Consider the following 23,862-nt stretch of genomic DNA (forward strand, 5'->3'; position numbering starts at 1 on the left):
GGTCCTGTCAGTTGCAAGGAAAGAAGCACTCTCCAGGTGAAGAAGCGTAGCGGGTCGTACCCGTGTGTCCGTGTCGAGGGCGGCGGCCGTGGGGTGGTCTCGCAGGCCGGGTCGGTGCTGCTGGTCGAGACGGTCCGCAAGTCCGGCCTGGACACCGCGATATCGGCGGCGCTGGCGCCGTGGCGCAAGCCGCGGGCGGTGCACGACCCCGGCAAGATCCTGCTGGATGTGGCCCTGGCCGTCGCACTCGGCGGAGACTGTCTGACCGACATCGGCATGCTGCGGGCCGAGCCGGGTGTGTTCGGGCCGGTGGCTTCCGATCCGACGGTCTCCCGTCTCGTCGACGCTCTCGCCGCGTCCGGCCCGAAGGCCCTCGCCGCGATCCGGGGCGCACGTTCTCACGTGCGCGGGCAGGTCTGGGACCTGGCCGGTGAGAACAGTCCGGCCGCCGACGGCCACGTGATCGTGGACATCGACGGTGTGCTCGTCCTTGCACACTCCGAGAAGCAGGACGCCACCGCGACCTGGAAGAGTTCTCTGAACTATGCGGATCATGGTTGCGTTCTGGTAGGGATGCCGAGATCAGTGGTGCTGCGGCGGTTGGTGATCTGGTCGAGTTGGGCGAGTTTCTGTCGGGCTCCGGCGAGGCTGATCTGTAGTCCTTCCACTTCGCCGAGCCAGCCCTCGCGTCGTGCCTCCTCGATCCGGGTGATCAGGTTGTCGCGGACTTCGAGGAGGCGGGGTCGCTGGGCGGGCTCCGGGCGAAGGAGTGGGCAGCGTAAACAGGAGTGCTCGTGGATGCAGGCGGTCGCGTAGGAGCGTCCGCAGGTGCCCAGGGCCCCGGGGAGAATCCCGTCGCTCCCGGTTTGACCGGTTGATCATCGATGCCCGGACATGAGACGAGCACGGCTCTTGTGGATCATGGAGTCCTACCTTTCTTGATGTGGGTCTGAGCTGGTCATTCGTAAGATCGGCGAGGCCCAGGGGTTCCGGGTATGGCTGTCATGGAGTCGCCGCTGGATGGCTCAGAGAACTTGGCCGCCCGGAACCCCGCGACGACTCGACCGCTAATTGGGAGACGCGACGCGATCGCTTTGTAGGACAACGTCGGCGAGGTCGTCTGCTGGGTTGGTGTACGACGAGCTGACGGAGGTGGCTGTGCCCGAGATCTGGGCCGGAGTGGACATCGGCAAGGAACATCACCACTGCGTGGTGATCGACACCCAGGGCAAGCGGCTGCTGTCGCGTCGGATCCTGAACGACGAGGCCGAGTTGCTCCAGCTCATCGCTGACGTACTGGAGCTGTCGCGGGATGTGCTGTGGGCGGTGGACATCAACCACGGCGGGGCCGCGCTCCTGCTTGCTCTGCTGGTCAGCCACGACCAGCACATCACCTACATCACCGGCCTGGCCATCCACCGTGCGTCGGCCGGCTACCGGGGCCAGGCCAAGACCCAATACCGGGAAGTTTGCGGTCCGGGGCTGCTGTCAAGCGGTTCAGCGAAGTTGATGTAGAGAGGCGGGGCTCCGCGTAGGACGGAAGTCGACCAAGACACCGCTCTACGAGGAGCCCCGATGATTCAGTCTGGCATGCCCGTACGAGCTGATGCCGGTGGAAAGGCTTTCGCGGCCGGGCACTTGGGAGAGTTGACGCAGATCATCACACCGTCGCTGGTGGACGCGGTCCTGTCGAGGACCGGGCGGGTGCAGTCGCGGGTGCGGAAGTTGCCTTCGCGAGTGATGGTGTACTTCGTGCTGGCCATGGCGTTGTTCGGCGAATGCGGGTATCGGGGCGTGTGGGCCGCACTGGTCGCCGCGCCGGGCATGCCGGACGTCGACCCGTCCGCGGCGGCCCTGCGCCAGGCCCGCCGCCGACTCGGCTCGGCGCCGCTCTCCGCGCTGTTCGATCAGCTGAAGGGGCCGGTAGCGGCTGAGGACGCGGCCGGCTCGTGGTGGCGGGGGCTGCGGACGGTGGCCTGGGGCAGCACGGGCATCCTGGTCGCGGACAGCGAGGCTAACCGGTCCTACTGCGGTCGGGCCTCCGGAAAGAATGGGGTCTGCGGATTCCCCATGATCCGGATGTCCGCGCTGGTGGAGTGCGGCACCAGGGTGCTGGTCGACGCGGTGCTCGGGCCGTGGACCCAGGCCGAGGAATCGCAGTGCACGGTGCTGTGCCGAGCGCTGAGGCCGGGAATGCTGCTGCTGGCCGACCGGGGCAGCAAGGGCTTCGCGCTTTGCCGGTCAGCCGCAGCGACCGGCGCGCAACTGCTGTGGCGGATGAGCTCCGACCTGCAACCGCCGGTGCTGCACGCTCTTCCCGACGGCACCTACCTGTCGATGTCCACCGGGACCAACGAACGGGACCGGCTGCGCCGGTGGAGCCGACACCGCCGCACGGTAGCGCCGCAGATCACCGGCGTGGCCATTCGGGTGATCGAGGCCACGGTGACGGTCCGCGCCACCGACGGGACGACCACACCCACGAGTCTGCGGCTGGTCACCACGCTGCTGGACCACGAGCGCTACCCAGCTGCCGAACTCGCCGAGCTCTACCACCGAAGGTGGCAGGCAGAGACCGCCTACCTCGGGTTGAAGGTCACGCTGCGCGGGGCTGACCGTGTCCTGCGCTCGCACCACACCGACGACGCCCAACAGGAACTGTTCGCCCTGCTCATCGTCTATCAGGTCGCACGACAGGTCGCTGTCGACGCCGCCTTGGACGCAGGGATCGATCCGTCCCGGATCTCGCTGGCCGTCACCATCCGCACCGCCCGCAACACCGTGATCACCGCGACCGGAACCCCGACACGGCAGGCGTGCCCGCCCACTCCCGTGATCCGCCGCGCCATCCTGCACCCCCGCGAGCTGGCCCCCTCGCACCGCCCGACCAGGATCCAGCCACGCCGCGTCAAACGCCCGATCTCGACCTTCGCCTACAACATGACCAGGAAGAACACTCCGATCCCGAACGCGAAGATCGCCATCACCATCACCACAGCCACCGATCGAACACGGCGATGGCGAACCTAAACTTCCCAGTATTGGGTCTTGGCCTGGCCCCGGTAGCCGGCCGACGCACGGTGGATGGCCAGGCCGGTGATGTAGGTGATGTGCTGGTCGTGGCTGACCAGCAGAGCAAGCAGGAGCGCGGCCCCGCCGTGGTTGATGTCCACCGCCCACAGCACATCCCGCGACAGCTCCAGTACGTCAGCGATGAGCTGGAGCAACTCGGCCTCGTCGTTCAGGATCCGACGCGACAGCAGCCGCTTGCCCTGGGTGTCGATCACCACGCAGTGGTGATGTTCCTTGCCGATGTCCACTCCGGCCCAGATCTCGGGCACAGCCACCTCCGTCAGCTCGTCGTACACCAACCCAGCAGACGACCTCGCCGACGTTGTCCTACAAAGCGATCGCGTCGCGTCTCCCAATTAGCGGTCGAGTCGTCGCGGGGTTCCGGGCGGCCAAGTTCTCTGAGCCATCCAGCGGCGACTCCATGACAGCCATACCCGGAACCCCTGGGCCTCGCCGATCTTACGAATGACCAGCTCAGACCCACATCAAGAAAGGTAGGACTCCATGATCCACAAGAGCCGTGCTCGTCTCATGTCCGGGCATCGATGATCAACCGGTCAAACCGGGAGCGACGGGATTCTCCCCGGGGCCCTGGGTTCACCCACCACCTTGCGGTCACCGATGGTGAACTCGATCTCGCCCTTCACCACGTAGAACATCTCGGTGGAGTTCTTGTGGATGTGCGGGCTGGCACCGCTCGCCTCCGGAGCCATGTGGTGCTCGAAGAAGCCGAACTCGCCGTTGGAGTCCGGCGTGGTGAGCTTGAGGTACGTCCTCTTGGTATCCCGGATGTTGACGAACTCGCCTTCGCCGGCGGGAACATACAGCGGAACGGACATGTCTTTCCTTGAGTGGTGATCAACTGTGCCGACTCGACTACGGGAGCGGCATGCGTGGTGGTCATGTGGCCTCGGCCAGGCTCGGGTCCGGGCGGTGCCTGCCAGCCGCCTGTGTCTGTGCCCATCGGGCGATGGCCGGCGCGGCGAGTCCGCAGAGGGCGAACAGCGCGGCCAGGACGACCCATCCGATGGAGCCGGCCGTGACGACCAGGCTGACAAGGACCGGTGCCGCGATCTGCTGGACGGCCACGCCGAGCCAGAAGACCGAGAGGTAGACGCCTTCCTGGCCTGGCACCGCCAGCAGATAGGAGCCGCCCCAGCCACCGGCGGACTGGAACAGCTCGCCGCCGGTCAGCGCGACCATGGCCAGCACCAGCACGCCGACGGCCAGGACGACCGGCAGCTTCGGCGCCGCGACGAGCAGCAGGCAGCAGACCGCGAGGGAGATGCCGGCCCATACCAGGGCCCGTGCGGCGCCGGGGATGGTGTCGGTCCCCTTGCTGGCCCGCACCTGCAGGGCGACCGCGAGCACGGTGTTGACCGCCACCAGGGGGGAGATCAGCGCCGAGGAGACGTCGGTGTGCCCGACGATCCACAGCGGGATACCGATGCTCAGCAGGGTCATGTGCATGGTGAGCACGGCGTTGATGCCGGTGAACGACAGAAACGATGTGTCCCGCAGCACACTGACCGAGAAGCGCCGACGCAGGCTCTTTGCCGGCGCGTTGAGCACCGGCAGCCGGGCGGCCAGGCTCGCGAGCACGGCGAAGGAGGCGGCGTTGAGCAGCAGGATCGCGGTGTACCCCGCCCGGGTGTCGATCAGCAGCCCGATACCGCCGAGTAGGGCGCCGAGAGTGAAGCCGACGTTGCGCAGCGACCGGAGGATCGCCACCACCCTGACCCGGTCGTCGGTCGCCGTGGCCTGCCCGACGAGGGCCTGTTCCATCGGTGCGGCAGCCTTGTCGACCAGGCCGAGCAGGCACACCACGGTCAGGAACTGCCACAGGTTCTGGACGAGCGGGTAGATCACGAAGCAGGCGCAGCGCCACAGGCTCACCCCGACCAGCACCTTCTTCGGGCCGATCCGGTCGGCCAGGACGCCGATCGGGATGGCCGTGGCCAGGGCGATCGCGGCCGACAATGCCAGGCCGAAACCGAGGTTGCCCTCGGACAGGTGCACCGACCTGGTGACGAACGGCACGGAGACGGCCAGGAAGGCACCGGTGCCCACCGCGTCGATCATCGCCATCACGGCCAGCCTGGTGCCGACCGACCCTCCGGGCATGGACCCGCGCCATCCGCGGACGCGTTGCCACAGAACAGACATGTGTTTCCTCAATCGGTAGCGATGCGGATGGCCGCGTCCGCGTCCAGGACACGTCGACGGGTGGTGTCCGCGTCCGGCCCGGTCGCGATGACGTGCCCGGCGCGGTCCCAGGAGGACGCCCACGGCCGGACCTCCTGGCCGACCTCGACATCCACCGCCGCGACCTGGACGCCGGGCAACCCCTGTGCTGTCTCCACGCCGGCGACCTCCGTCACGGTGCCCGGCTCGGCGGCCAGAAACCGGATCGCCGAGGTCTGCCGCGCGGACCGGGGCAGCGTGACCGTACGGCCGGCGAGCAGATCGATCAGGGTCAGCCTGATCCGTGTGCCGTATGCCAGGTCGATGAGGTCGATCAGGTAGTCACCGGGGCAGCGGCCGGCGCATTCGACCAGCGTCGGGCTCGACCCGGTCAGGATCCACTCCGCGTGCAGGATGCCCGTCCGGAAACCGATCGCGGCGACCAGCGACCGCATGGCCGTCTCGAACGCGGCCTGCGTGTCCTGGTCGAGCGGAGCAGGCAGCAGATGGCCGAGCTCGACGGGATACGGCCCCGGGACGACGATCTTGGCCGTGACGTTCTCAAAGATGATCTCACCCTGCCGTACCAGCGCCTCCACGCTGTACTCGGGACCCCGCAGGCGTTCCTCGGCGAGGAAACGCCACGCCAGCTGCCGGTCGGGCACCTGCTCTGACTCGGCGGCGGACGAGGTCCGCTGCCATGCCTGTGCGGCGGTGACGGCGTCGACCGAGTCCAGCAGTTGCACGCCGACGCTCGCCTGCCGGTTCGCCGGCTTGACGACGACCGGGCCGTCGCCGGCGAACTCGAGGATGTCCGCAGGGCCGTGCACCTCGCGCCAGCGCGGATTGCGGACGCCGCCCGCCCAGGAGACCTCGCGCAGCCGGACCTTGTCCCGCAACGCCTGCGCGGCCGTTTCGGTCGCTCCTGGCAGCCCGAGCTTCTCGGCCAGTGCGGCCGTGGCCGGCACCGCGTACTCCAGCCCCGGGACGACGGCCGCCACCGGCCGCGCGGCGGTCAGTTCGGCAGCCAGGTCGAGGGCCTCGGCCGACTGCTGGTAGCCCGCCGGGACGATCCGGTCCAGGCAGTCGAAGCGTGCCGCCGCGTCCTGGAGTCGGCGCTTGCGGATGATGTCGGATTCCTCGATCACCACAACCGACCCGCTGGGGACGCTCCCGTCGATCGCGCGCAGGTAGGCCGCGTTGTAGCCGACGAACACCACCTGTGCGTCGGTGGCGGGGGTACTCATGGCGACCTCCTGGTCGTGTGTGTGGACCACTGCATCGTCATTGCCTTTCTTCGGGGTGGGGGGACTCGTGACCGACGGTGCTCAAACGGGCGTCCCGAGCGCTCCGACGCGACCGTCCGCTCGTACGGGCGTGTCGTCGATGACGACCTCGATGGCGGCGAGCACCTCCGCGCAGCGGGCCCGGGCATCCTCGGGAGAGGCGCCGAAGACGATGACGTGGCCGTGCCGACTCTTGGAGTCGACGACCGCCGGTACGGTGTCGCCAGTGCACAGCCGGAGGGTCAGCTCGTCGACGTGTCCGAGCCGAGCGGCTGTCTCCAGGCCGTGGATCTCGTCGACGCGGCCGGGCGGAAAGGTGAAGAACCGCACGATCGCGGTCGCCGTCGGCTCGGCGGGCCCGGCCGGTCTGCCCGCCAGGGCGGCGAAGATCGCCTGTTCGATGTCGAGTCCGGTGGCCAGCTCGACGAGTCGCGGTATCCGGTCACCGCCGAGCCAGCCGGCACCGGAGACGTGGGGCAGAAGCCCGTCGAAGACCGGGCGTCCTTCGCTGTCTTCGTTGAAGCCGAGATGGATGAAATCACGGATGGCCCGGCCGGTTTGGGAACGTCCCCATCCATAGGCGTAGTCGACGGGCCCGGCCGGTTGCGCCGGGTCGTGGCGCAGATGAGTGACCAGGTCGCGTACAGCGGCCAGGCCCAGTCCGAGAACGAGCGGTTCCTCCGCCTCGTAGGTGAGTTCATAGATCCAGCCGGGCCGGAATCCGCCGTCGACGTGGAGGTCGTACCGGCTCGGTACGACGGCCGTGGCCGCGGTTCTCAGGTCGCTTCCGCCGCCCTGCAGCCTGGCGAACCGCCAGGTTCCGGCGGGGAGTTCCTCCGGCGTGCTGTGCGGATAGCGCCGCCGGGTCAGACGGGCGGTGTGCGCGCCCCACTCGGTGACCGGGTAGGACCTGGTGCTCGACCAACGGGACAGCGGCAGCGAATCGGTGGGCCGTTCCACGATGAACTCGGCCGTCGTCAGGCCGCGCACGGGTTCCGTGCCTCGTTTCGCCACGGGCACTTCGAGCAACAGCCGTCCGTCGCCCGGCAGCAGATCGCCCTGCCAGGCACCGAAGACGATCGTGTACCCCCGGCGCATCAGATAGCCGTTCCCGGCGTCGGCGAGCGTGCGCGGCCGGTTGGTGTGCGGTGCGTCGCAGAAGTACTGGACGGCCCGCTTGTTGCCCCGGTTGCCCCATTCGAAGAACAGCCGCCTGCGCCCGCCCTCGATGGGACGCAGGATTTCGACGTCCCCGCTGAAGCGCACGTTGCCGGTGGTGTCTCGCGGTGCGAGGTCGAGGTCGGGGATCGCGCGGTTGGCGGCTGCCTTCGGGTCCACGGTGTAGTGGGCGGTGGCGGTGAGTACTTCGTACGCCCCGGCGCCGGGGAAGCGGTGGCCTGTGGCGAACGGCTCGCGGGAGTGCATCTCCAGGTGGACCGGGTGCTTTGGACCAGGGCTCACCGGCCCGCCTCCTGAACCGCCGGGGAAGCGGGGCGCCAGCCCAGCTCGGGGGCGATCAGATGCCGGACGTCGTGCAGGATCTGTTCGTACTCCTCCCGGTGGAACTCGTACGGCAGCTCCAGGCGCAGTTCCGACGCCTGCGCGAGGACGGGATCGGCCGCCAGCTGTTCCAGGATCTGCTCCGCTGTGCCGACCACGTCCGGGGCGAACAGGATTCGTTTCGGGCCCAGCGCGGTCAGGGTCTGCGGCTTCAGGGTGCGCTCGTGCCGACTGGCCGCGTAGTCCCGGTAGCGGGCCCGGGTGGCCGGGTCGGCGCTGTCGAACGGCACGATCACCCGCCCGAGCGCCACCCGCGCCGCCGGCCGGTCGTCGCCCGGGCTACGCCGGTACTCGGAGAGCAGGTTCAGCTGGGCGGTGGTGAAGTCGTCGGTGTCCTCGCCGGAGACGATGTTGCCGGACAGCAGGTTGAGACCGTTCTCGGCGGCCCAGCGGACCGAGCGCAGGCTGCCTCCGCCGTACCAGATCCGCTCCACCAGACCGGGGTTGTGCGGCTGCAGCCGCGGCCGCTGGATGTTGCCGGGCGAGTGGATCACCGTATCCGGGCCGCCGAGGTAGTCGCCGCGCAGGTTGTCGACGAGGCGGGCGATCCTGCCGTACGACAGGTCGAAGCCGCGCCAGTCGCCGTCGTACACCAGGTTGCCGAGCAGTTCGGAGTGCGGCATGCCGGTGCTGAAGCCGACCTGGAGGCGGCCACGGGACAGCACGTCGGCCAGCGCGAGGTCCTCGGCCAGGCGGAACGGGCTCTCGTAGCCGATCGGGATGACCGCGGTCCCGAGTTCGATCCGCTCGGTGCGCTGGCCGGCCGCGGCGAGGAACACCGCGGCCGAGCCAACGCCGTGTTCGAGGTGGCGCTGGCGGATCCAGGCGCCGTCGAAGCCGAGCCGTTCGCCGTACTCGAAGAGTTGGAGTGTCTCCTCCAGGCCGGTGTAGGGGTCGTCGTCGGCGAAGTTGCCCGGGGTGAGAAGGGCCAGTGAGGTGATGGCGGGTGTGCTCATGCGACCGTGGTCCTCAGCTCGTGGTGGTCTCGGCGGCGGGGGTGGGGACGCGGCCGCCGGGGATCGCCGCGAGCAGTTCGAGGGTGTACTCGTGGCGGGGGCGGGTGAACAGTTCGTCCGGCGGGCCTATCTCGACGACGCGGCCGGCCCGCATGACGGCGACCTGGTGCGCGATCTGACGTACGACGGCCAGGTCGTGGGAGATGAAGAGGTACGCCACGCCCGTGTCGGTCTGCAACTCGGCCAGTAGGTCCAAGACTTGGGCCTGTACGGACACGTCGAGCGCGGAGACCGGCTCGTCGCACACCACCAGGTCGGGGGAGAGGGCGAGGGCGCGGGCGATCGCCACGCGCTGTCGCTGCCCGCCGGACAGTTCCGCCGGGCGGCGCTCCAGCGTGGCGGCCGGGAGGGCCACCCGGTCGAGCAGTTCGCGTGCGCGGGTGAGCCGGGAGGCGCGGTCGCCGACCTTGAAGGCCCGGAGTGGTTCGGTGATCACCTCTCCGATGGAGAAGCGGGGATCGAGCGAGGCGTACGGGTTCTGGTAGATGAGTTGGGCGCGGTGGCGCAGCTCTCTGGTCTGGGCGCCCCGCGCGGTGGTGACGTCGGTGCCGTCGAAGAGGATCTGTCCGGCCGTCGCGTCGGCGAGGCGGAGTACCAGGCGGGCGGTGGTGGACTTGCCCGAGCCCGACTCGCCGACCAGGGCGAGGGTCTGGCCCCGGTGAAGGGTGAAGCTGACGTCGTCGACGGCGCGCAGGGTGCGGGGCCCGTCCCCGGCGCGGGGCAGCCTGAACTCCTTGACCAGGTTGCGTACCTCGACCAGAGGCGCCGTATCCGGCTTGGGGACCGCGGCGGCCGGGGTGCGAGGCCGGGCGGTGGTCAGGCTGGGGGCGCTGGCCAGCAGGTGCCGGGTGTACTCGTCCTGCGGGTCGGCCAGGATGTCATGGGTGGGACCCGCCTCGACGACCCTGCCCTGGGACATCACCACCAGCCGCTGGGCCCGGTCGGCGGCGATCCCGAGGTCGTGGGTGACGAGCAGGACTGCGGTACCCGACTCCTCGGTGAGGCGCTGGAGATGGTCGAGGATGACCCGCTGCACGGTGACGTCGAGCGCGCTGGTGGGCTCGTCGGCGATGATCAGCTCGGGCTGGGCGGCGATGGCGATGGCGATCAGAGCGCGTTGCCGCATGCCGCCGGACAGTTCGTGCGGGTACTGCCGGGCTCGGACGGCCGCGTCGGGCAGACCGGCCCGGTCCAGCACGGCGACCGCCTCGGCGGGAGCTGATCGGCGGGTCGCCAGGCCGTGGATGCGCAGCACCTCGGCGACCTGGTCGCCGATCCGCTTGACCGGGTTGAGGGAGACCGTCGGATCCTGCGGGACCAGTCCGATCCGCGCTCCGCGCACGGTGCGCAGTTCCGCCTCCGACAGGGTGGCCAGGTCGTGCCGGCCGAAGCGGACGGTGCCCGCGTCGATGCTGCCGTTCGCCGACAGGAGCCGAGTGATCGCGTGCGCGGTCGTGCTCTTGCCGGAGCCGGACTCGCCGACCACCGCCGTCACCTGTCCCGGCCACACGTCGAGGTCCACGCCCCGGACGGCCTCGACCGTGCCGCCGCGGGTGCGGTACGACACGGACAGGCCGTGTATCTCCAGCAGTGGTGTGGTCACGTTCTCACCGATCTCGGGTTCGTCGGTCATCGCTGCCGCGACCATTCGCCGTCCAGTGCCCGGGCGATGCGGTTGGTGGCCAGCACGGTCGCGGCGATCGCCAGGCCGGGCAGCGCGGTCAGCCACCAGGCGTTGGCGAGGTAGTTGCGGCCGTCGGAGATCAACGTGCCCCACTCCGGGGCCGGCGGGGGAGCGCCGTAGCCGAGGAAGCTCAGTGCAGACACGGCCAGGATGGAGGAGCCGAAGTCGAGGGTGGCCAGGACGATCACCGGGCCCGCCGCATTGGGCAGCACATGCCGGCCCAGCACCGAGTACCAGCGGGCCCCGCTCGCGCGCGACGCCTCCACGAACACCGCCTGCCGCACCCGCAGCACCTCCGCGCGCGCCACCCGTGCGAACGCGGCGACGCTGGCGATGCCGACCGCGACAGCCACCTTCACCGTCCCGTAGCCCAGCGCGGTGACCAGGGCCAGGGACATGAACAGCGCAGGGATGGACAGGAGTACGTCGACGAAGCGCATGAGCACGTCGTCCACCCAGCGGCCCACGAACCCGGCGACCACCCCCAGCAGCCCGCCGACCACGAACGCGACCAGCACCGCGATCAGCGTTGCCTTCAGGGACAGTTGGGCGCCGTGGACGACCCGAGAGAACACATCGCGGCCCAACTCGTCAGTGCCGAACCAGTGACTGCCGCTCGGGCCGCGGAAGTTCTGCGACGGCACGCCTTTCAGCGGGTCCTGCGAGGTGAACAGGTCCGGCCGGAACGAGGCCATCACCACCAGCACGAGGACGGCCACCGACAGCAGCAGGCCCGGGCGGCGCACCACAAAGCGCAGCAGCCGCCGTACGTCCACACGGTGTCCCGGCTCCGGCCCCTCCTCCGTCTCGACCGGGCGGGCCAGCCCCAGTGCCGCCTCGGCGGGGTCGTCGACAAGGATCTGGCTCATGCGAGTGCCGCCCTTCTGCCCGAGGCCACGACGATCCGCGGGTCAAGGAGTGGATAGACCAGGTCGATGACCAGGTTCGTCGTGACGAAGATCAGCGCCCCGAACACCACCACTCCTTGGACCAGCGGGATGTCCTGGGCCGTGACCGCCGCCGCTGTCACCCGGCCGAGGCCGTCGCGGGAGAACACCGTCTCGACGACCACCGAACCGGCGATCAGCTGCCCCACCAGCAGGCCTACGACCGTCAGCGCCGGCAGGGACGCGTTGCGCAGCGCGTGCCGCAGGTGGACCCGCCACTGACCGGCGCCCTTGGCCCGCGCGGTCTCCACATAGGCCTGGTCCAGTGAGGTGAGCAGGCTTTTGGCGAGCACCTGGGCGATCTGCGCGCCGGTCGGCACCGCCAGCGTCAGGGCCGGCAGCACCAGCCCCTTCAGCCCGTCGTTGCCGAACGCGGGGAACCAGCGCAGCCGGAAGGAGAACGTCTCGACGAGCAGCAGCCCCACCCAGAACGTCGGGACGGACACCCCGAGCGGCGGCAGCGACAGCAACGCCTGCCGCAGCCAGCGCTGTGTGGTGTAGGTCGCCAGCACCGCCAGACCGCCGCCGAGGAGCACCGCGAGCAGCAGGGCCGCGCCGGTCAGCTGCAGTGTCTGCGGCAGGGCGTCGGACAGCGTCGAGGTGACCGGGCGGCCGGTGGACACCGAGTCGCCGAAGTCCCCGCGCACCGCCCGGCCGAGGTACTCGGCGTACTGCACCAGCACCGGCTTGTCGAAGCCGTACTCGTGCCGCAGGGCGGCGATCTGCTGCGGGTCGACCTGCCCCGAGTCCATTCCGGCACTGGCCATCGCCGTGACCGGGTCACCGGGCAGATAGTCCAGCACCAGGAACGAGACGGTGTACGCCGCCCACAGCACGCCGACGGCCTGGGCGAGCCGTTTGATCACATAGCGGCGCATGCGGTTAGCCGATCCAGGTGTCGTGCAGCTGGATCCGGCTGGAGGCGTCGAAGTTCAGGTCGTGCACCTTCTTCGCCACACCCAGCTGGGTCTGGAGCTCCACCACCGGCACGTAGGAGGCGTTCTGCACGATCAACTGCTGTACATGGGCGACCAGTTGCCTGCGCTTGGCCGCGTCGACGGTCGCGGCCTGCTCGGACAGCGCTGTGTCGAGGGAACTCGCGGGCAGGTGGTAGAAGTTGGCCAGCTTGGTGGAGAAGGAGCCGCGCAGGATGTCCGGGTCGGCCCGGGTCACGTTCCCCCATACCGCGTCGAAGTCACCGGACTGGAGGGTCGGGGCGAACTGCGTGACCTGGAGCTGCTTGAGGACCACGTCGACACCGACGGCCTTGAGCTGCTGCTGGATCAGCTCCAGCGCGGGCTGGTTGGTGGAGGCGTTGGGGAACCACTTGACGGTCAGGCTCAGCTTCTTGCCGCCCCTGGCGCGGGTGCCGTCGCTGCCGGTCTTCCAGCCGGCGGAATCCAGCAGGGACTTGGCCTTGGCCGCGTCGAAGGTCAGGCCGGAGGCGAGGTCGGAGTAGTCGGGCGTGGTGTGCGCGAGGATGCTGGTCGCCGCCTGGGTGCCGGTGGGGAAGACGGTGTCGGCGATCTGCTGTCGGTCGACGGCGAACAGGATCGCCTGGCGCACCCTCGGGTCCTTCAGGGTCCGCCGTGAGTTGTTGAGGCCGAGACCGAACACGACGCCGGGGTTGGCCCGTCGCAGGAGGGTGACCTGACCGCCCCTGAGCGCTGCCTCGTTGGCCTTGCCCACGCTGCTGATCGCGTCGACCTGGCCGGACTGGAGACTGCCGGCCCGCACCCCCGCCTCCGGTACAACCTTGAACACCAGCTTGTCCAGGTACGCCTCGCCCTTCTTGCTCCACTGCGAGGAACCCCAGGCGTACCCGGTGCGCTTGGCCAGGGTGACCGACTGGTTCTGCACGTACTGCTTCAGCACGAAGGGCCCGGATCCGACCACCCCGTCACTGCACTTCTGCTGCGGGGTCTTCTTCACGCTCGCCGACGACTCGATCCCGAGCGAGTGAGTCGAAGTGGCCTGCAAGAACTGGGCGTTGGGCTGACTGAAGGTTACCTTGACGGTGAGCGGGTCGACCACCGTGGTGCTCTTGACGCCGCTCAGATAGCCCTCGGCGAGCGTCCCCAGGGCGCCGAGCTTCGGCACCGCGTCGAAGTTGTCCTTGACCACCTGCGCGGTCAGCTTCGAGCCGTCGCTGAAGGTGACGTCCGACCTCAGACGGAAGGTGAACGTCGTGGCGTCGGCGCTGACGTCCCAGCTCTTCGCCAGCCACGGCACGATCTTGCCGGTCTTGGGATCCTGATCCGTCAGTGAGTCCACGACCTGGCGCACTGAGTAAATGGTCTCGTTGCTGGCGACCTGCTGCGGATCCACGCAGCCGGCGTCCGAACCCACCGCGAAGGTCAGGGTGCCGCCGGACTGGGGCTGCCCGGAGCCGCTGCCGGAATCACCGCCGCCGGAGCCGCAGGCGGTCAGCAGAACACTGGTGGTCACAAGGGCGGTCAGTGCCGCCCACCGGGAGGTTCTGACATCGGAAAATGCAGTCACGGAGGGCTTCTCCTACTCGTGTCACGGGGCACGGGTGCGGTGCAGGGCACGGCCGTGCGCGGGCGTGCGGCCCCGGCCGGCGCGACGCCGGTGCCGGGGAGCGCTGTGCAGACGGGGATCAGGGAAAAAGGGGGGATCAAAGACAGACGGAGATCAGGCGCAGGCGGGTGCGGCGACGGCAGGTGCCGTTCTGCGACCAGCGGCGGGAAGGCCCGTCAGGCCTGACAGAGACAGCTGGTCGAGCGCTTGAGGTCGATGTGGCGCCGACGCGAGAGCCGGGAGAACACGGTGGCGCCGGCGTAGCGGGCGCTGAGGTCACCACCGTGCCGCATATCGGTCCTCCATATGATCCGGCCCCGGTCACGGGGCCGCGCGCTTGCGGAGATCGTCGGTGATCCCGCCGGGCTTTCACCTGGAGCACCCCACCGCGCGGGAGGGTTGCCGGTCAGCGAGCCAGGGCTTGACACTGACACTCAATGCCGTTCGTGATCGTACGGAGCGGTCTTGTCCTACGTCAATGGCGCAAAAGGGCGCCTTGTCAGGGGAGTCCGGGGCGAGAGTGCGTCCCGGTCAGGAGCCGCCGCGCTCGCGGGGGATCTTCTGGCCGGCTTCGATCGCCACCGGCAGCCGGTTCTCGGCCGGGGGCAGCGGGCAGGTTGCCAGGTCCGTGTAGGCGCACGGCAGGTTGGTGGCGCGGTTGAAGTCCAGGACGACCGTGCCGTCGGCGGCGGGCGGATCGAGGGCCAGGGACCGATTGGCGGCGTAGGTGGTGACCCCGGAGGTTGCGTCGGTGAACAGCACCATCAGCCGTCCCGCACCATGGCCGGGGAACGCGGTCAGCGACAGCGGGCGCCCGTCGAGCTCGAACTCGACCCTGCCCGGAGCGTCGTAGACATGCTCAAGGCCTTCGACCGCGGCGCCCACGGTGGTCGGCCGCGGAGTGGCGAAGGGGATGTAGCGGCCCGTCACGGCCCAGCGCGGGTCGGGGGCGTAGGCGGGCGTTCCGGTGAAAGCCGTGCGCAGTGGCGCGTCCGGGTGCCGGGGGCGCACGATGTCCTGGCCGCCGCGCTTGGCGACCTCGATGACGGCGTCTCCCCAGACGGCGTCGACGCCGCCGCGCTCGGGAAGCACGCCGAAGCGGTGTTCGCCGCGCACCGGTGTCCCGTCGACGACCAGTTCCTCGCCCTCGTCGAGGTCCACGACGACGCCTTCGGGGCCGGTGTGCCACGCGCCGGGCGCGTCGGGGAAGCGCTGGGGGCGGTCGTCGAGCCAGTGCAGGCCGGTGATCGCCAGGAACCCGTGCGGGGTGGCGAGCCGGGCCTCCTGGGCGCGGTGCCACTCCCGCCAGGTCTCGGTGAAGGCGTGGAGGTCCGTGGTGGTGGTCTCGGTGGTCATGGGGAATCTCCTTTGTGCCGGGGGCCTTCGGGCAGGGGATGCAGGGGGTTGTCGGGCCGACGGGTGCAGTCAGCGGGCCAGTTCGCCGAGGAGTCGCCAGGTGCGTCGGCGGTCGGCTTCTCCCGCGATCTCGGTGCCCGAGAACACGACCTCGGTGGCGCCGGCGTCGCGGTAACGGCGTACCTCGGCCTCGACCGTCTTCTCGTCGCCGATCACGGCCAGGTCGGCGGCCCGCCGACCGCCGGAGAGTTCGATCACCCGGGCGTAGGACGGGATCTGTTCGTAGAACGCGAGGTTCTCGGTGGCCCTGGCCCGCACCGCGTCCACGTCGTCCGTGACCACACCGGGCACCAGGGCCACGATTCTGGGCGCGGGGCGGCCGGCGGCCTCGGCGGCGGCGGTCAGGGCGGGCACGATGTGCTCCGCCAGGGCGCGGGGTCCCGCCAGATAGGGCAGGATTCCGTCGGCAAGCTCGCCGCTGGCCCGCAGAGCCTGCGGCCCCATCGCGGCGACGAGCAGGGGGACGCCGTTCTCGGCGCCCGGTACCCGAGCCGGGACCGGGGTGGTGGCGGTGAGCAGCTCGCCGTGGAAGTCGGCCGTGCCGGTCTCGGTCAACTGCCGCAGGACGGTGAGGAATTCACGCAGCCGGGCGATGGGTCGTTCGAAGGGCAGGCCGAAGCCCGTCTCCGTCAGCAGTTTCGTGCCCAGGGCCAGCCCGAGGTGGTAGCGGCCGTGGGTCGCGGCCTGGGCGGTCTGGGCCTGGCTGGAGACGAGCAGCGGGTGGCGGCCGAAGACGGGGATCGCGGAGGTGCCGACCTGCAGTCTGGGCACTTCGCGCCCGACGATCGCGGCGAGCTGGGGTGAGTCCGCGCCGAAGGTCTGCCCGAACCAGGCCGACGTGACACCGAACCCCGCGGCCTCCTGGGCCAGTCGGACGGTGGCATCGACCTGGTTCGGCGTATCGGACGCGTTGAGCGCTACTCCAACAGTCATGTCAGTAAGAACGGGCATCGGTCGAACCCGCATTCCGGTCGGCGTGTGACAGCTTCTTGTCAGTCATGTGTACAAGGGCCGGCCCGGAGGCTCAGCCCGCCTGACGTCGATCCGGCGCGGACCGGCGGGTGAGGGGTGCGCGCAGGCCGAGGTTCTCGCGCAGGGTGGTGCCGGTGTACTCGGTGCGGTAGACACCGCGTTCCTGCAGTTCCGGGACGAGCAGGTCGACGATGTCGTCGAGGCCGTCGGGGATGAGATACGGCGTGACGTTGAAGCCGTCGATCGCGCCGTGCCGTACGAAGTGGGCGAACTTGTCGGCCAGACCGGACGGAGTGCCGACGTGCCCGCGCTGCGGACCGAGCGCGATGACGGTCTCGCGCAGCGACCAGCCGTGTGCCTCCGCCTTCGCTCGCCACTCGGCCACGACCTCACGTGGGTCGGCGATGCGCCGGGCACCGAAGGAGCCGTCGTTCTCGCTGAAGACCGGATCCTCCTTCGGCAGCGGCCCGTCCGCGTGGCGGTCGGACAGGTCGATACCCCACAGCAGCCCGGCGACGCCCAACGCCGTGGCCGGGGTGACCTGTTGGAGCCGGATCCAGCGCTTCTTCTCCTGGGCCTCCTCCTCGGTGGCGCCGAGGATGATCTCGGTGCCGGGCAGGATCCGCAGATCGTCGTCGGGCCGCCCGACCGCCCGCAGCCGGCGCCGGATGTCGTCGGCGAAGGCCAGCGCGTCGTCGAAGTCGGTGCCGTGCGCGGAGAAGATGACATCGGCGTTACGGGCGGCGAAGTCGCGTCCCTCGCCGGAGTCACCGGCCTGGAAGATCACGGGGTGACCCTGGGCGCTGCGCGGCAGGGTCGGAGCGAGGTCGACGTCGAACTGCGGTCCCTTGTGGCGCACGGGGTGTACGGCTCCGGGCACCGCCCAGGCGGGCGCGCCGGCGGAGCCGGCGACGGCTCCGTCCTCCCAGCCGTCCCAGAGCGCGCGGGCCACGGTGAGGAACTCTTCGGCACGCCGGTAGCGGTCGGCGTGGTCGAGATACCCGCCGCGCCGAAAGTTGGCGCCGGTCCAGGCGTTGTCCGTGGTCACCACGTTCCAGCCGGCGCGGCCCTCGGAGAGCAGGTCGAGTCCGGAGAGGCGGCGGGCCAGATCGGCGGGTTCGTTGAAGGTGGAGTTGGAAGTGGAGACCAGGCCGATGCGGCGGGTGACCGCGGCCAGCGCCGCGAGCTGAGTGATGGCGTCCGGCCGTCCGGCCACGTCGAGATCGTGGATCCTGCCGTCGACCTCGCGCAGCCGCAGCCCCTCGCCCAGGAAGAACGCGTCGAACAGTCCGCGCTCGGCGGTCTGGGCGACCCGGCGGAAAGAGGCGGGTTCGATCTGGGAGCCGCTGTCGGGGGCGGACCAGATGGTCCAGTGGTTGACGCCCTGGAAGAACACCCCGAAGTTGAGCTGGGCGTGCGGCCGGGGGACGTCGAGGGGATCGGTGCGGGTCATCGGGCGTCCTCCTGGCCGGCCGGGGCAGCGGCGGCGAAGCGATTGGCGGGGCGCTCCAGACCCAGGGTCGAGCGCAGGGACGTACCGGGCAGCGGACGGGCGACGAGACGTCGCTCGGACAGGGCCGGAAGGACGAGGCGTGAGAGGACGGACAGATCCTCGTCCAGCACCAGCGGATGCAGCCGTACGCCGTCGACGTGACGGCTCAATTCGGCAAGGAGAGCGACGAGTTGGTCGGTGGGGCCGACGTGCCGCAGTCTTCCCCTGTCGCCCCACGGCGCGTACCGTTCCAGGTCTGCGACGCGCTCGGCGGCCGTGGCGTCCGGGGTGTCCAGCGCCACCTCCACCTCCGCGAAGACGCGGGGCGTACCGGCGGCAGCAGCGGCCGTGGTGACCGATGCGAGGTCGCGCCCTTCGACGAGGGCGACGTCGAGTTGTGCTGCGGGACCCCGGTCGGGCCGGCCCAGGACGACAAGCTGCCCCTGGGGCGGGCGTGGCACGATCGCCGGGCCCTTGACGGCATACGTCTCGCCGGTGAAGTCGATGTAGTGCAGCCGTTCGCGGTCGAGGTAACGGCTGGTGGCCACGGACCGGATGACGGCGTCGTCGTCCCAGGAGTCCCACAGGGCGCGGGTGACCTCGATCCCGTCACGGGACTCCCGGGCCCGCGCGTCGGCGTCGGCGACCAGCGGACGCCCCCAGGCCCGGGCCGCCTCGGGACGCTCCTCCTCCGTCACCACCCACCCGGCGCGACCGGCGGAGATGTGGTCCAGGGACGCCAACTGGCTGGAGACATGGAAGGGTTCGGCATACGTCACCGGGACGACGGGCGCGATCCCGATGGCGCTCGTGGACGCCGCGACGAAAGCCGCTCGCTCCACCGCGCCGATACGGCCCACCGGATCCGGTGCGGCGCCGGGCGGCAGAACGCCGTCGTCCAGGGTGACCAGGGTGAACCCGGCATTCTCGGCGATGGCGGCGACCCGCGCCACACGGCGCGGGGTGAGCAGCTGATCGGGGGAGTGGGCGGCGCGGCGCCAGGCCGCGGGGTGGGCGCCGTCGCCGTCGAGCTCGACGGCGAGGTGCAGGGCGGGGTTGGACATGGGGTGCCTTCCGGGAAAACACGGCGACTCGCGGCCACAGAGCCACGACGAGACAGCCGGCGGGACCGGCCGGGAGGGGTCAGGCGTGTACGGAAGGACAGACGGCGGAGGAGGTGCGGCAGTAGTCCACATGCCGCCGGGTGATCAGCCGCGCACCAGTGCACGCACCTTGCGGTGCCGCGCCCAGTACGTGCATCAGAGCCTCCACCTGTCAGCAACTTTCCCTTTCAACGTATGTCGTCCGCCCCTGTGAATGTCAAGGTCGACCACCGGTGGGGGCGTCTCACCCGCTGGGACCCATGGTGGACGCATCTTTCCGGTTGTGCTTTGATCCGGCCATGGAGACCACTGGCCCGGCACACACGGTGCTGCTCGACCCGTTCTGGGTGAGCCGCCGCGCCGACCAGTTCGACCAGGTCTGTTGCTGACCGCCGTTCGACGGCTCGCGATCTCGCTCTTCTCCTTCTGCCTGCAGCCTTATCTTGCCCCCAACTAGTTGCTTTTTGGGCGTAGTTGTGAGGCGCGCGCGTCCGACCTGCCGTGAAGGAACCTCCCATGGCCCAGTCCACAGCCCTGCCCGTCATCGACATCTCCCGCTTCCGCGCCCCGGACGCGGACCGTGACGCCTTCCTCGCCGAACTCCGCACCGCCGCCCACGAGGTGGGCTTCTTCTACGTCACCGGGCACGGAGCCCCCGCGGCGCTGCGGGAGGAGGTGCTGAGCGCGGCCCGCCGCTTCTTCGCGTTGCCGGAGGAGCAGCGGCTGGAGATCGAGAACCTCAACTCGCCGCAGTTCCGTGGCTATACGCGCACCGGCACCGAGTACACGGCGGGCAGCGCCGACTGGCGTGAACAGATCGACATCGGCCCGGAGCGGGCGGCGCGGGAGACCGGCCCGGACGATCCTGACTACCTGCGTCTGATCGGCCCCAACCAATGGCCCTCGGCGCTACCGGAGTTGCGGGACATCGTGCTGCGCTGGCAGGCGGAGGCGCTGCGGGTGAGCCGTGAGGTGCTGCGGGCGCTCGCGGCGGCGCTCGGGCAGGACGAGGGCTACTTCGACCAGTGGTTCGACGACGAGGCGGCCGTCCATGTGAAGATCGTCCACTATCCGCCGCGCGTCGCCGAGGACGCAGACCAGGGCGTGGGTTCGCACAAGGATTACGGCTATCTCGCACTGCTGCAGCAGGGTCGGCGGACTTCAGGTGCAGCGCGAGGACGGCACGTGGATCGACGCGGTACCTGTGCCCGGTGCGTTCGTGTTCAACATCGGAGAGATGCTGGAGATCGCCACCCAGGGCTACCTGAAGGCCACTCAGCACCGGGTGGTCAGTCCCCAGCCGGGCGTCCACCGCTACTCGATCCCCTTCTTCCTCGGCCCGCGCCTGGACGCGGTCGTCAAGCCGCTGCAACTTCCCCCGAAACTCACGACGTTGAGCCGTGGCGTGACCGACGACCCGGACAACCCGCTGCTCGCGGCCTTCGGGGAGAACGCGGTCGTCGGCTGGCTCCGCTCGCATCCGCGGGTCGCCGAGGGCTGGTGGTCCGACGTCCAGGCCAAGCGGGAGGCAGGTCGGTGACCAACTGGGCGTTCGAGACCCGCCAGGTGCACTCCGGTGCCGTCCCCGACCCCGCTACCGGCGCCCGGGCTGTGCCGATCCACCAGACCACCAGCTACGTCTTCCGGGACACCGCGCACGCCGCCGCGGCCTTCGAACTGGCCGACCTGACCACCCACGCCTACACCCGGCTGTCGAACCCCACCACCGCCGTGGCCGAGGAGCGCATCGCCGCGCTGGAGGGCGGGTCGGCCGCGGTCGCCGTGGCCAGCGGCCAGGCCGCGACGAGCCTCGCCCTGCTGAACCTGGCACGCGCAGGCGATCACATCGTCGTGCACTCCACCACCAAGTTCCTGTCCGGCCACGGCACCGGCATCGGCGGGGTCGTCGTGGACAGCGGGCGCTTCGACTTCGGTGCCGACCCCGACCGGTGGCCGGGCCTGACCCGCCCCGATCCGACGTACAACGGCCTGGCCTTCTGGGACTCCTTCTCCGACCTCGGTCTCGCCTACGCGCTGCGTCTGCGCACCCGCCTGGTCCGGGATCTGGGACCGGCCGTATCCCCCTTCAACAGCTTCCTGCTCCTGCAGGGCCTGGAGACGCTCAGCCTGCGTATTGAACGGCACGTCTCCAACACCCAGTCGCTCGCGGAATGGCTGGAGGAACAGCCCCAGGTGACGCGGGTGCACTACGCCTCCCTGCCCTCCAGCCCGTGGCAGACGCAGGCCAAGCGGTATCTGCCACGCGGCGCCGGAGCGGTCCTCGCCTTCGAACTCGCGGGTGGCCTGGAGGCAGGCCGGCGCTTCGTCGAGGGCGTCCGGCTGTTCAGCCACCTCGCGAACATCGGCGACGTACGCAGCCTCGTCATCCACCCCGCCTCCACCACCCACGCCCAACTGGACGCCGGTCAGCAGATCGCGGCCGGGGTCACCCCCGGCCTGGTGCGGCTGTCGGTCGGGACCGAGGGCGTCGACGACCTGATCGCCGACCTCGAAGCAGGCCTGAGAGCAGCCGCCGTATGAACCCCGCCGCAGGCACCCGAGGAGCACGATCGGCCCTGCCCCGCAGCACCGCCCTCCGGCGCGCCGCCACCTCAGTCCTCGCCGGCCTGGCCGCGACCGCCTGCGGCACCGGCGCGGCCGACGCCCCGGCGAACGCCGGGCCGAGCAGCCGGGACCCCGAGCCCACCGTCATCGACACGCATGCGACGGTCGACGTCCGCCTCGGGCTGGGGCCGACCAGCCTTGGCACCTTCGGCCTAGCGAAGAACGCCACCTACGACCTGGTCCGGCGCGGCGCGAACGACGACCGCACCGTCACCGGCACGCCCCGGCAGATCGCCGACCACATCGAGGAGTGGTTCCACGGCCGCGCTGCCGACGGCTTCATCGCCATCTTTCCGTACCTGCCGGGCAGCCTGGACGCCTTCGCCGAGCTCGTCATCCCCGAGCCGCGCCGCCGCAGCCTGTTCCGCACCCACTACAGGAGCCGCACGCTGCGCGATCACCTGGGCCTGCCGCCGCGGCCGTCCCGGCGGCCGTAGTGCTGCCGGGAGAAGACCGCGCCGCACGGCGGGTGCTGCTGGTGTGCATGGCGGCGGGCGCGACGACCCTGCTGGACCAGGCTGTGCTCAACATCGCGATCCCGAGCATGCGCCAGTCGCTCGGGGCCACCGGGGCGGACGTCCAGTGGATCGTGGCCGGGTACTCGCTGGCCTTCGGCCTGGCCCTCGTCCCCGGTGGCAGCCTCGGTGACCTGCACGGGCGCAAGCGTCTCTTCATGGCCGGGGTGGCGGTCTTCCTCCTGGCCGGGGTGACGGCCGCGACCGGAGGAGAGCCGGGGATCCTCATCGGTGCCCGGCTGGTGCAGGGGGCCGCGGCCGGGATCGTCAACTCGCAGGTGATCGGCACCATTCAGGATGTCTTCCACGGTCAGGCCCGCGGCCGTGCGCTGGGCCTGTACGCGGTCACCGGCGGCGTGGCCACGGCCCTCGGACCGCCGCTCGGCGGTGCGCTTGTCGCCGCGCTGGGCCCCGAGGCGGGCTGGCGGTGCTGCCTGCTGCTGAGCTCACCGTGCGCGGTGCTCACCCTGGCCCTCGCGGCCCGCTGGCTCCCCCCGCCTCGGCGCACCGCCCGCAACTCCCGGCTGGACGTCCTCGGCCTCGGTCTGCTCTGTGGCTGCACGCTGACGCTGATGGTGCCCTTCATCCGCACCCCGGACGGCGGGGGAGAGGCACTGCTGTGGGGCATCGCGGTAGGCGCGTTGGCAGCCGTCTTCGCCGTGCACCAGCGCCTGCGGATGCGGCGGGGCCGTCAGCCGCTGCTGCACCCCGCGCTGACATCGTCGAAGCCGTACATGCTGGGCACGGCTGTCGCCATGGCCCAGTTCGGCTCCTCACTGGCGGCGTTCCTGGTACTCACCATCTTCCTGCAAAGCGGCCTCGGCCTGTCCGCTCTGCTCACGGCGGCGGTCACCCTCCCCGGGGCGGTCGGGATGGGCATGTCCTCGGCCCTCGCCTGGCGGCTCGTACGACGGATCGGACCGCGTACGGTGACCGTCGGTCTGACCCTGGGCATCGGTGCCGCCCTGACGGGAGCGGCGGTCGCGCTCTGCGTGCCGACGGAGGCGCTGCCGATGGCACTGGCCGGGACGCAGATGATGGCCGGCACCGCCGGAGGGCTCACCGTCTCGCCCAACCAGACCCAGGTGCTGCAGCATGCGCCGGCCGAGGCTGCGGGAGTGGGCGGCGGCGTCCTGCAGATGGCCCAGCGCATCGCGGCGGCCATCTGCCTCAGCGCCGTCCCGGCGGTCTATCTGCACGCCGCTTCCGGTCCCCCGGGAGACGGTCAACCTCGGACCGGGTACGCGCTGGCCTCCTGTGTCTGCGCGGGCCTGCTCGCCGTGGCCCTGCTGCTGTCCTTGCGGCGCGGCACCGCCCCGCCGTCTCGCCCGTCGGCACCCGCGTCGGCGCACCTCGCTGGTGCGGTTCCCCGCTCCAAGGAATCGACCTGATCCCAGGTGACGCGGGTGCCGCACCTCGCCCTCTTCATGCCTCAGCGGCTCTTTCACC

General features: G+C 70.3%; 18 protein-coding genes, 4 pseudogenes and 1 riboswitch. Of the genes and pseudogenes, 7 read left to right on the plus strand and 15 right to left on the minus strand.

The window, feature by feature from the left end; genetic code table 11:
* Positions 1–36: 36 nt before the first annotated feature.
* The 3 genes and pseudogenes from LRD69_RS27615 to LRD69_RS27625 all read left to right on the plus strand — a co-directional run.
* A pseudogene (locus tag LRD69_RS27615) lies at positions 37–537 on the plus strand (transposase); the annotation flags it as partial.
* A gap of 621 nt (positions 538–1,158) precedes the next feature.
* Positions 1,159–1,467 (plus strand): annotated as a pseudogene (locus LRD69_RS27620) (transposase); the annotation flags it as partial.
* A 123-nt stretch (positions 1,468–1,590) separates the two neighbouring features.
* Positions 1,591–3,030 (plus strand): IS4 family transposase, encoded by a 1,440-nt coding sequence (locus LRD69_RS27625; protein ID WP_346771940.1) that lies wholly within the window; start codon positions 1,591–1,593, stop codon positions 3,028–3,030.
* Between the two features lie 14 nt (positions 3,031–3,044).
* Here LRD69_RS27625 and LRD69_RS27630 read toward each other — a convergent pair.
* The 15 genes and pseudogenes from LRD69_RS27630 to LRD69_RS27695 form a co-directional block, all read right to left on the minus strand.
* A pseudogene (locus LRD69_RS27630) lies at positions 3,045–3,341 on the minus strand (transposase); the annotation flags it as partial.
* 288 nt (positions 3,342–3,629) lie between these two features.
* A complete protein-coding gene (locus LRD69_RS27635) occupies positions 3,630–3,911 on the minus strand; it encodes a cupin domain-containing protein (protein ID WP_277329246.1) in 282 nt (93 codons plus the stop codon).
* A 61-nt stretch (positions 3,912–3,972) separates the two neighbouring features.
* On the minus strand, positions 3,973–5,196 hold the full coding sequence (locus tag LRD69_RS27640) for an MFS transporter (protein ID WP_277329247.1): 1,224 nt from the start codon (positions 5,194–5,196) through the stop codon (positions 3,973–3,975).
* Between the two features lie 50 nt (positions 5,197–5,246).
* On the minus strand, positions 5,247–6,503 hold the full coding sequence (locus tag LRD69_RS27645; protein WP_277329248.1) for an ATP-grasp domain-containing protein: 1,257 nt from the start codon (positions 6,501–6,503) through the stop codon (positions 5,247–5,249).
* An 81-nt stretch (positions 6,504–6,584) separates the two neighbouring features.
* Positions 6,585–8,003, minus strand: a complete 1,419-nt coding sequence (locus LRD69_RS27650) for an alpha/beta hydrolase domain-containing protein (RefSeq protein WP_277329249.1) — start codon at positions 8,001–8,003, stop codon at positions 6,585–6,587.
* Positions 8,000–9,058 carry an LLM class flavin-dependent oxidoreductase gene (locus LRD69_RS27655; RefSeq protein ID WP_277329250.1) on the minus strand — a complete coding sequence of 353 codons (1,059 nt, stop codon included), beginning with the start codon at positions 9,056–9,058 and terminating at the stop codon, positions 8,000–8,002. Before LRD69_RS27655 ends, LRD69_RS27650 begins: the two co-directional genes overlap by 4 nt.
* 13 nt (positions 9,059–9,071) lie before the next feature.
* Entirely contained in the window at positions 9,072–10,751 is a 1,680-nt protein-coding gene (locus tag LRD69_RS27660; protein WP_277329251.1) for an ABC transporter ATP-binding protein, read from the minus strand.
* Positions 10,748–11,671, minus strand: a complete 924-nt coding sequence (locus LRD69_RS27665) for an ABC transporter permease (protein WP_277329252.1) — start codon at positions 11,669–11,671, stop codon at positions 10,748–10,750. The genes LRD69_RS27660 and LRD69_RS27665 overlap by 4 nt, the downstream gene beginning before the upstream one ends.
* Complete coding sequence (locus tag LRD69_RS27670; RefSeq protein ID WP_277329253.1) at positions 11,668–12,627, minus strand: ABC transporter permease; 960 nt, start codon at positions 12,625–12,627, stop codon at positions 11,668–11,670. Before LRD69_RS27670 ends, LRD69_RS27665 begins: the two co-directional genes overlap by 4 nt.
* A 4-nt stretch (positions 12,628–12,631) precedes the next feature.
* Complete coding sequence (locus LRD69_RS27675) at positions 12,632–14,251, minus strand: ABC transporter substrate-binding protein (RefSeq protein WP_277329254.1); 1,620 nt, start codon at positions 14,249–14,251, stop codon at positions 12,632–12,634.
* 215 nt (positions 14,252–14,466) lie between these two features.
* Positions 14,467–14,583, minus strand: a complete 117-nt coding sequence (locus LRD69_RS31100) for a putative leader peptide (protein ID WP_346771923.1) — start codon at positions 14,581–14,583, stop codon at positions 14,467–14,469.
* A gap of 35 nt (positions 14,584–14,618) precedes the next feature.
* Positions 14,619–14,732: riboswitch (SAM riboswitch) on the minus strand.
* A gap of 89 nt (positions 14,733–14,821) precedes the next feature.
* Positions 14,822–15,646 carry a DUF1684 domain-containing protein gene (locus LRD69_RS27680; protein WP_277329255.1) on the minus strand — a complete coding sequence of 275 codons (825 nt, stop codon included), beginning with the start codon at positions 15,644–15,646 and terminating at the stop codon, positions 14,822–14,824.
* Between the two features lie 69 nt (positions 15,647–15,715).
* Positions 15,716–16,639: an LLM class F420-dependent oxidoreductase gene (locus LRD69_RS27685; RefSeq protein WP_277329256.1), complete on the minus strand. Its 924-nt coding sequence runs from the start codon at positions 16,637–16,639 to the stop codon at positions 15,716–15,718.
* 91 nt (positions 16,640–16,730) lie between these two features.
* Positions 16,731–18,131: an NtaA/DmoA family FMN-dependent monooxygenase gene (locus tag LRD69_RS27690; protein WP_277329257.1), complete on the minus strand. Its 1,401-nt coding sequence runs from the start codon at positions 18,129–18,131 to the stop codon at positions 16,731–16,733.
* The gene (locus LRD69_RS27695) at positions 18,128–19,234 is read right to left on the minus strand and encodes an LLM class flavin-dependent oxidoreductase (protein ID WP_277329258.1); all 1,107 of its coding nucleotides are present in this window, start codon (positions 19,232–19,234) and stop codon (positions 18,128–18,130) included. The genes LRD69_RS27690 and LRD69_RS27695 overlap by 4 nt, the downstream gene beginning before the upstream one ends.
* Positions 19,235–19,789: 555 nt before the next feature.
* Here LRD69_RS27695 and LRD69_RS27700 point away from each other — a divergent pair.
* The 4 genes and pseudogenes from LRD69_RS27700 to LRD69_RS27715 all read left to right on the plus strand — a co-directional run bounded on the left by LRD69_RS27700 (position 19,790) and on the right by LRD69_RS27715 (position 23,804).
* Positions 19,790–20,813, plus strand: a pseudogene (locus LRD69_RS27700) (2-oxoglutarate and iron-dependent oxygenase domain-containing protein).
* The gene (locus tag LRD69_RS27705) at positions 20,810–21,814 is read left to right on the plus strand and encodes a PLP-dependent transferase (protein WP_277329259.1); all 1,005 of its coding nucleotides are present in this window, start codon (positions 20,810–20,812) and stop codon (positions 21,812–21,814) included. Before LRD69_RS27700 ends, LRD69_RS27705 begins: the two are co-directional and overlap by 4 nt.
* Positions 21,811–22,335, plus strand: a complete 525-nt coding sequence (locus LRD69_RS27710) for a hypothetical protein (protein ID WP_277329260.1) — start codon at positions 21,811–21,813, stop codon at positions 22,333–22,335. Before LRD69_RS27705 ends, LRD69_RS27710 begins: the two co-directional genes overlap by 4 nt.
* Positions 22,335–23,804 (plus strand): MFS transporter, encoded by a 1,470-nt coding sequence (locus LRD69_RS27715; protein ID WP_277329261.1) that lies wholly within the window; start codon positions 22,335–22,337, stop codon positions 23,802–23,804. Before LRD69_RS27710 ends, LRD69_RS27715 begins: the two co-directional genes overlap by 1 nt.
* Positions 23,805–23,862 lie beyond the last annotated feature (58 nt).

The sequence above is a fragment of the Streptomyces sp. JH14 genome (genome assembly GCF_029428675.1).
Taxonomy (GTDB): Bacteria; Actinomycetota; Actinomycetes; order Streptomycetales; family Streptomycetaceae; genus Streptomyces.

Coding starts and splice junctions, on each gene's coding strand:
- LRD69_RS27685 (WP_277329256.1), bottom strand. CDS start 16,639: ATGACTGTTGGAGTAGCGCTCAACGCGTCCGATACGCCGAACCAGGTC.
- LRD69_RS27635 (WP_277329246.1), bottom strand. CDS start 3,911: ATGTCCGTTCCGCTGTATGTTCCCGCCGGCGAAGGCGAGTTCGTCAAC.
- LRD69_RS27660 (WP_277329251.1), bottom strand. CDS start 10,751: ATGACCGACGAACCCGAGATCGGTGAGAACGTGACCACACCACTGCTG.
- LRD69_RS27695 (WP_277329258.1), bottom strand. CDS start 19,234: ATGTCCAACCCCGCCCTGCACCTCGCCGTCGAGCTCGACGGCGACGGC.
- LRD69_RS27625 (WP_346771940.1), top strand. CDS start 1,591: ATGCCCGTACGAGCTGATGCCGGTGGAAAGGCTTTCGCGGCCGGGCAC.
- LRD69_RS27655 (WP_277329250.1), bottom strand. CDS start 9,058: ATGAGCACACCCGCCATCACCTCACTGGCCCTTCTCACCCCGGGCAAC.
- LRD69_RS31100 (WP_346771923.1), bottom strand. CDS start 14,583: ATGCGGCACGGTGGTGACCTCAGCGCCCGCTACGCCGGCGCCACCGTG.
- LRD69_RS27710 (WP_277329260.1), top strand. CDS start 21,811: ATGAACCCCGCCGCAGGCACCCGAGGAGCACGATCGGCCCTGCCCCGC.
- LRD69_RS27690 (WP_277329257.1), bottom strand. CDS start 18,131: ATGACCCGCACCGATCCCCTCGACGTCCCCCGGCCGCACGCCCAGCTC.
- LRD69_RS27640 (WP_277329247.1), bottom strand. CDS start 5,196: ATGCCCGGAGGGTCGGTCGGCACCAGGCTGGCCGTGATGGCGATGATC.
- LRD69_RS27680 (WP_277329255.1), bottom strand. CDS start 15,646: ATGACCACCGAGACCACCACCACGGACCTCCACGCCTTCACCGAGACC.
- LRD69_RS27670 (WP_277329253.1), bottom strand. CDS start 12,627: ATGCGCCGCTATGTGATCAAACGGCTCGCCCAGGCCGTCGGCGTGCTG.
- LRD69_RS27665 (WP_277329252.1), bottom strand. CDS start 11,671: ATGAGCCAGATCCTTGTCGACGACCCCGCCGAGGCGGCACTGGGGCTG.
- LRD69_RS27645 (WP_277329248.1), bottom strand. CDS start 6,503: ATGAGTACCCCCGCCACCGACGCACAGGTGGTGTTCGTCGGCTACAAC.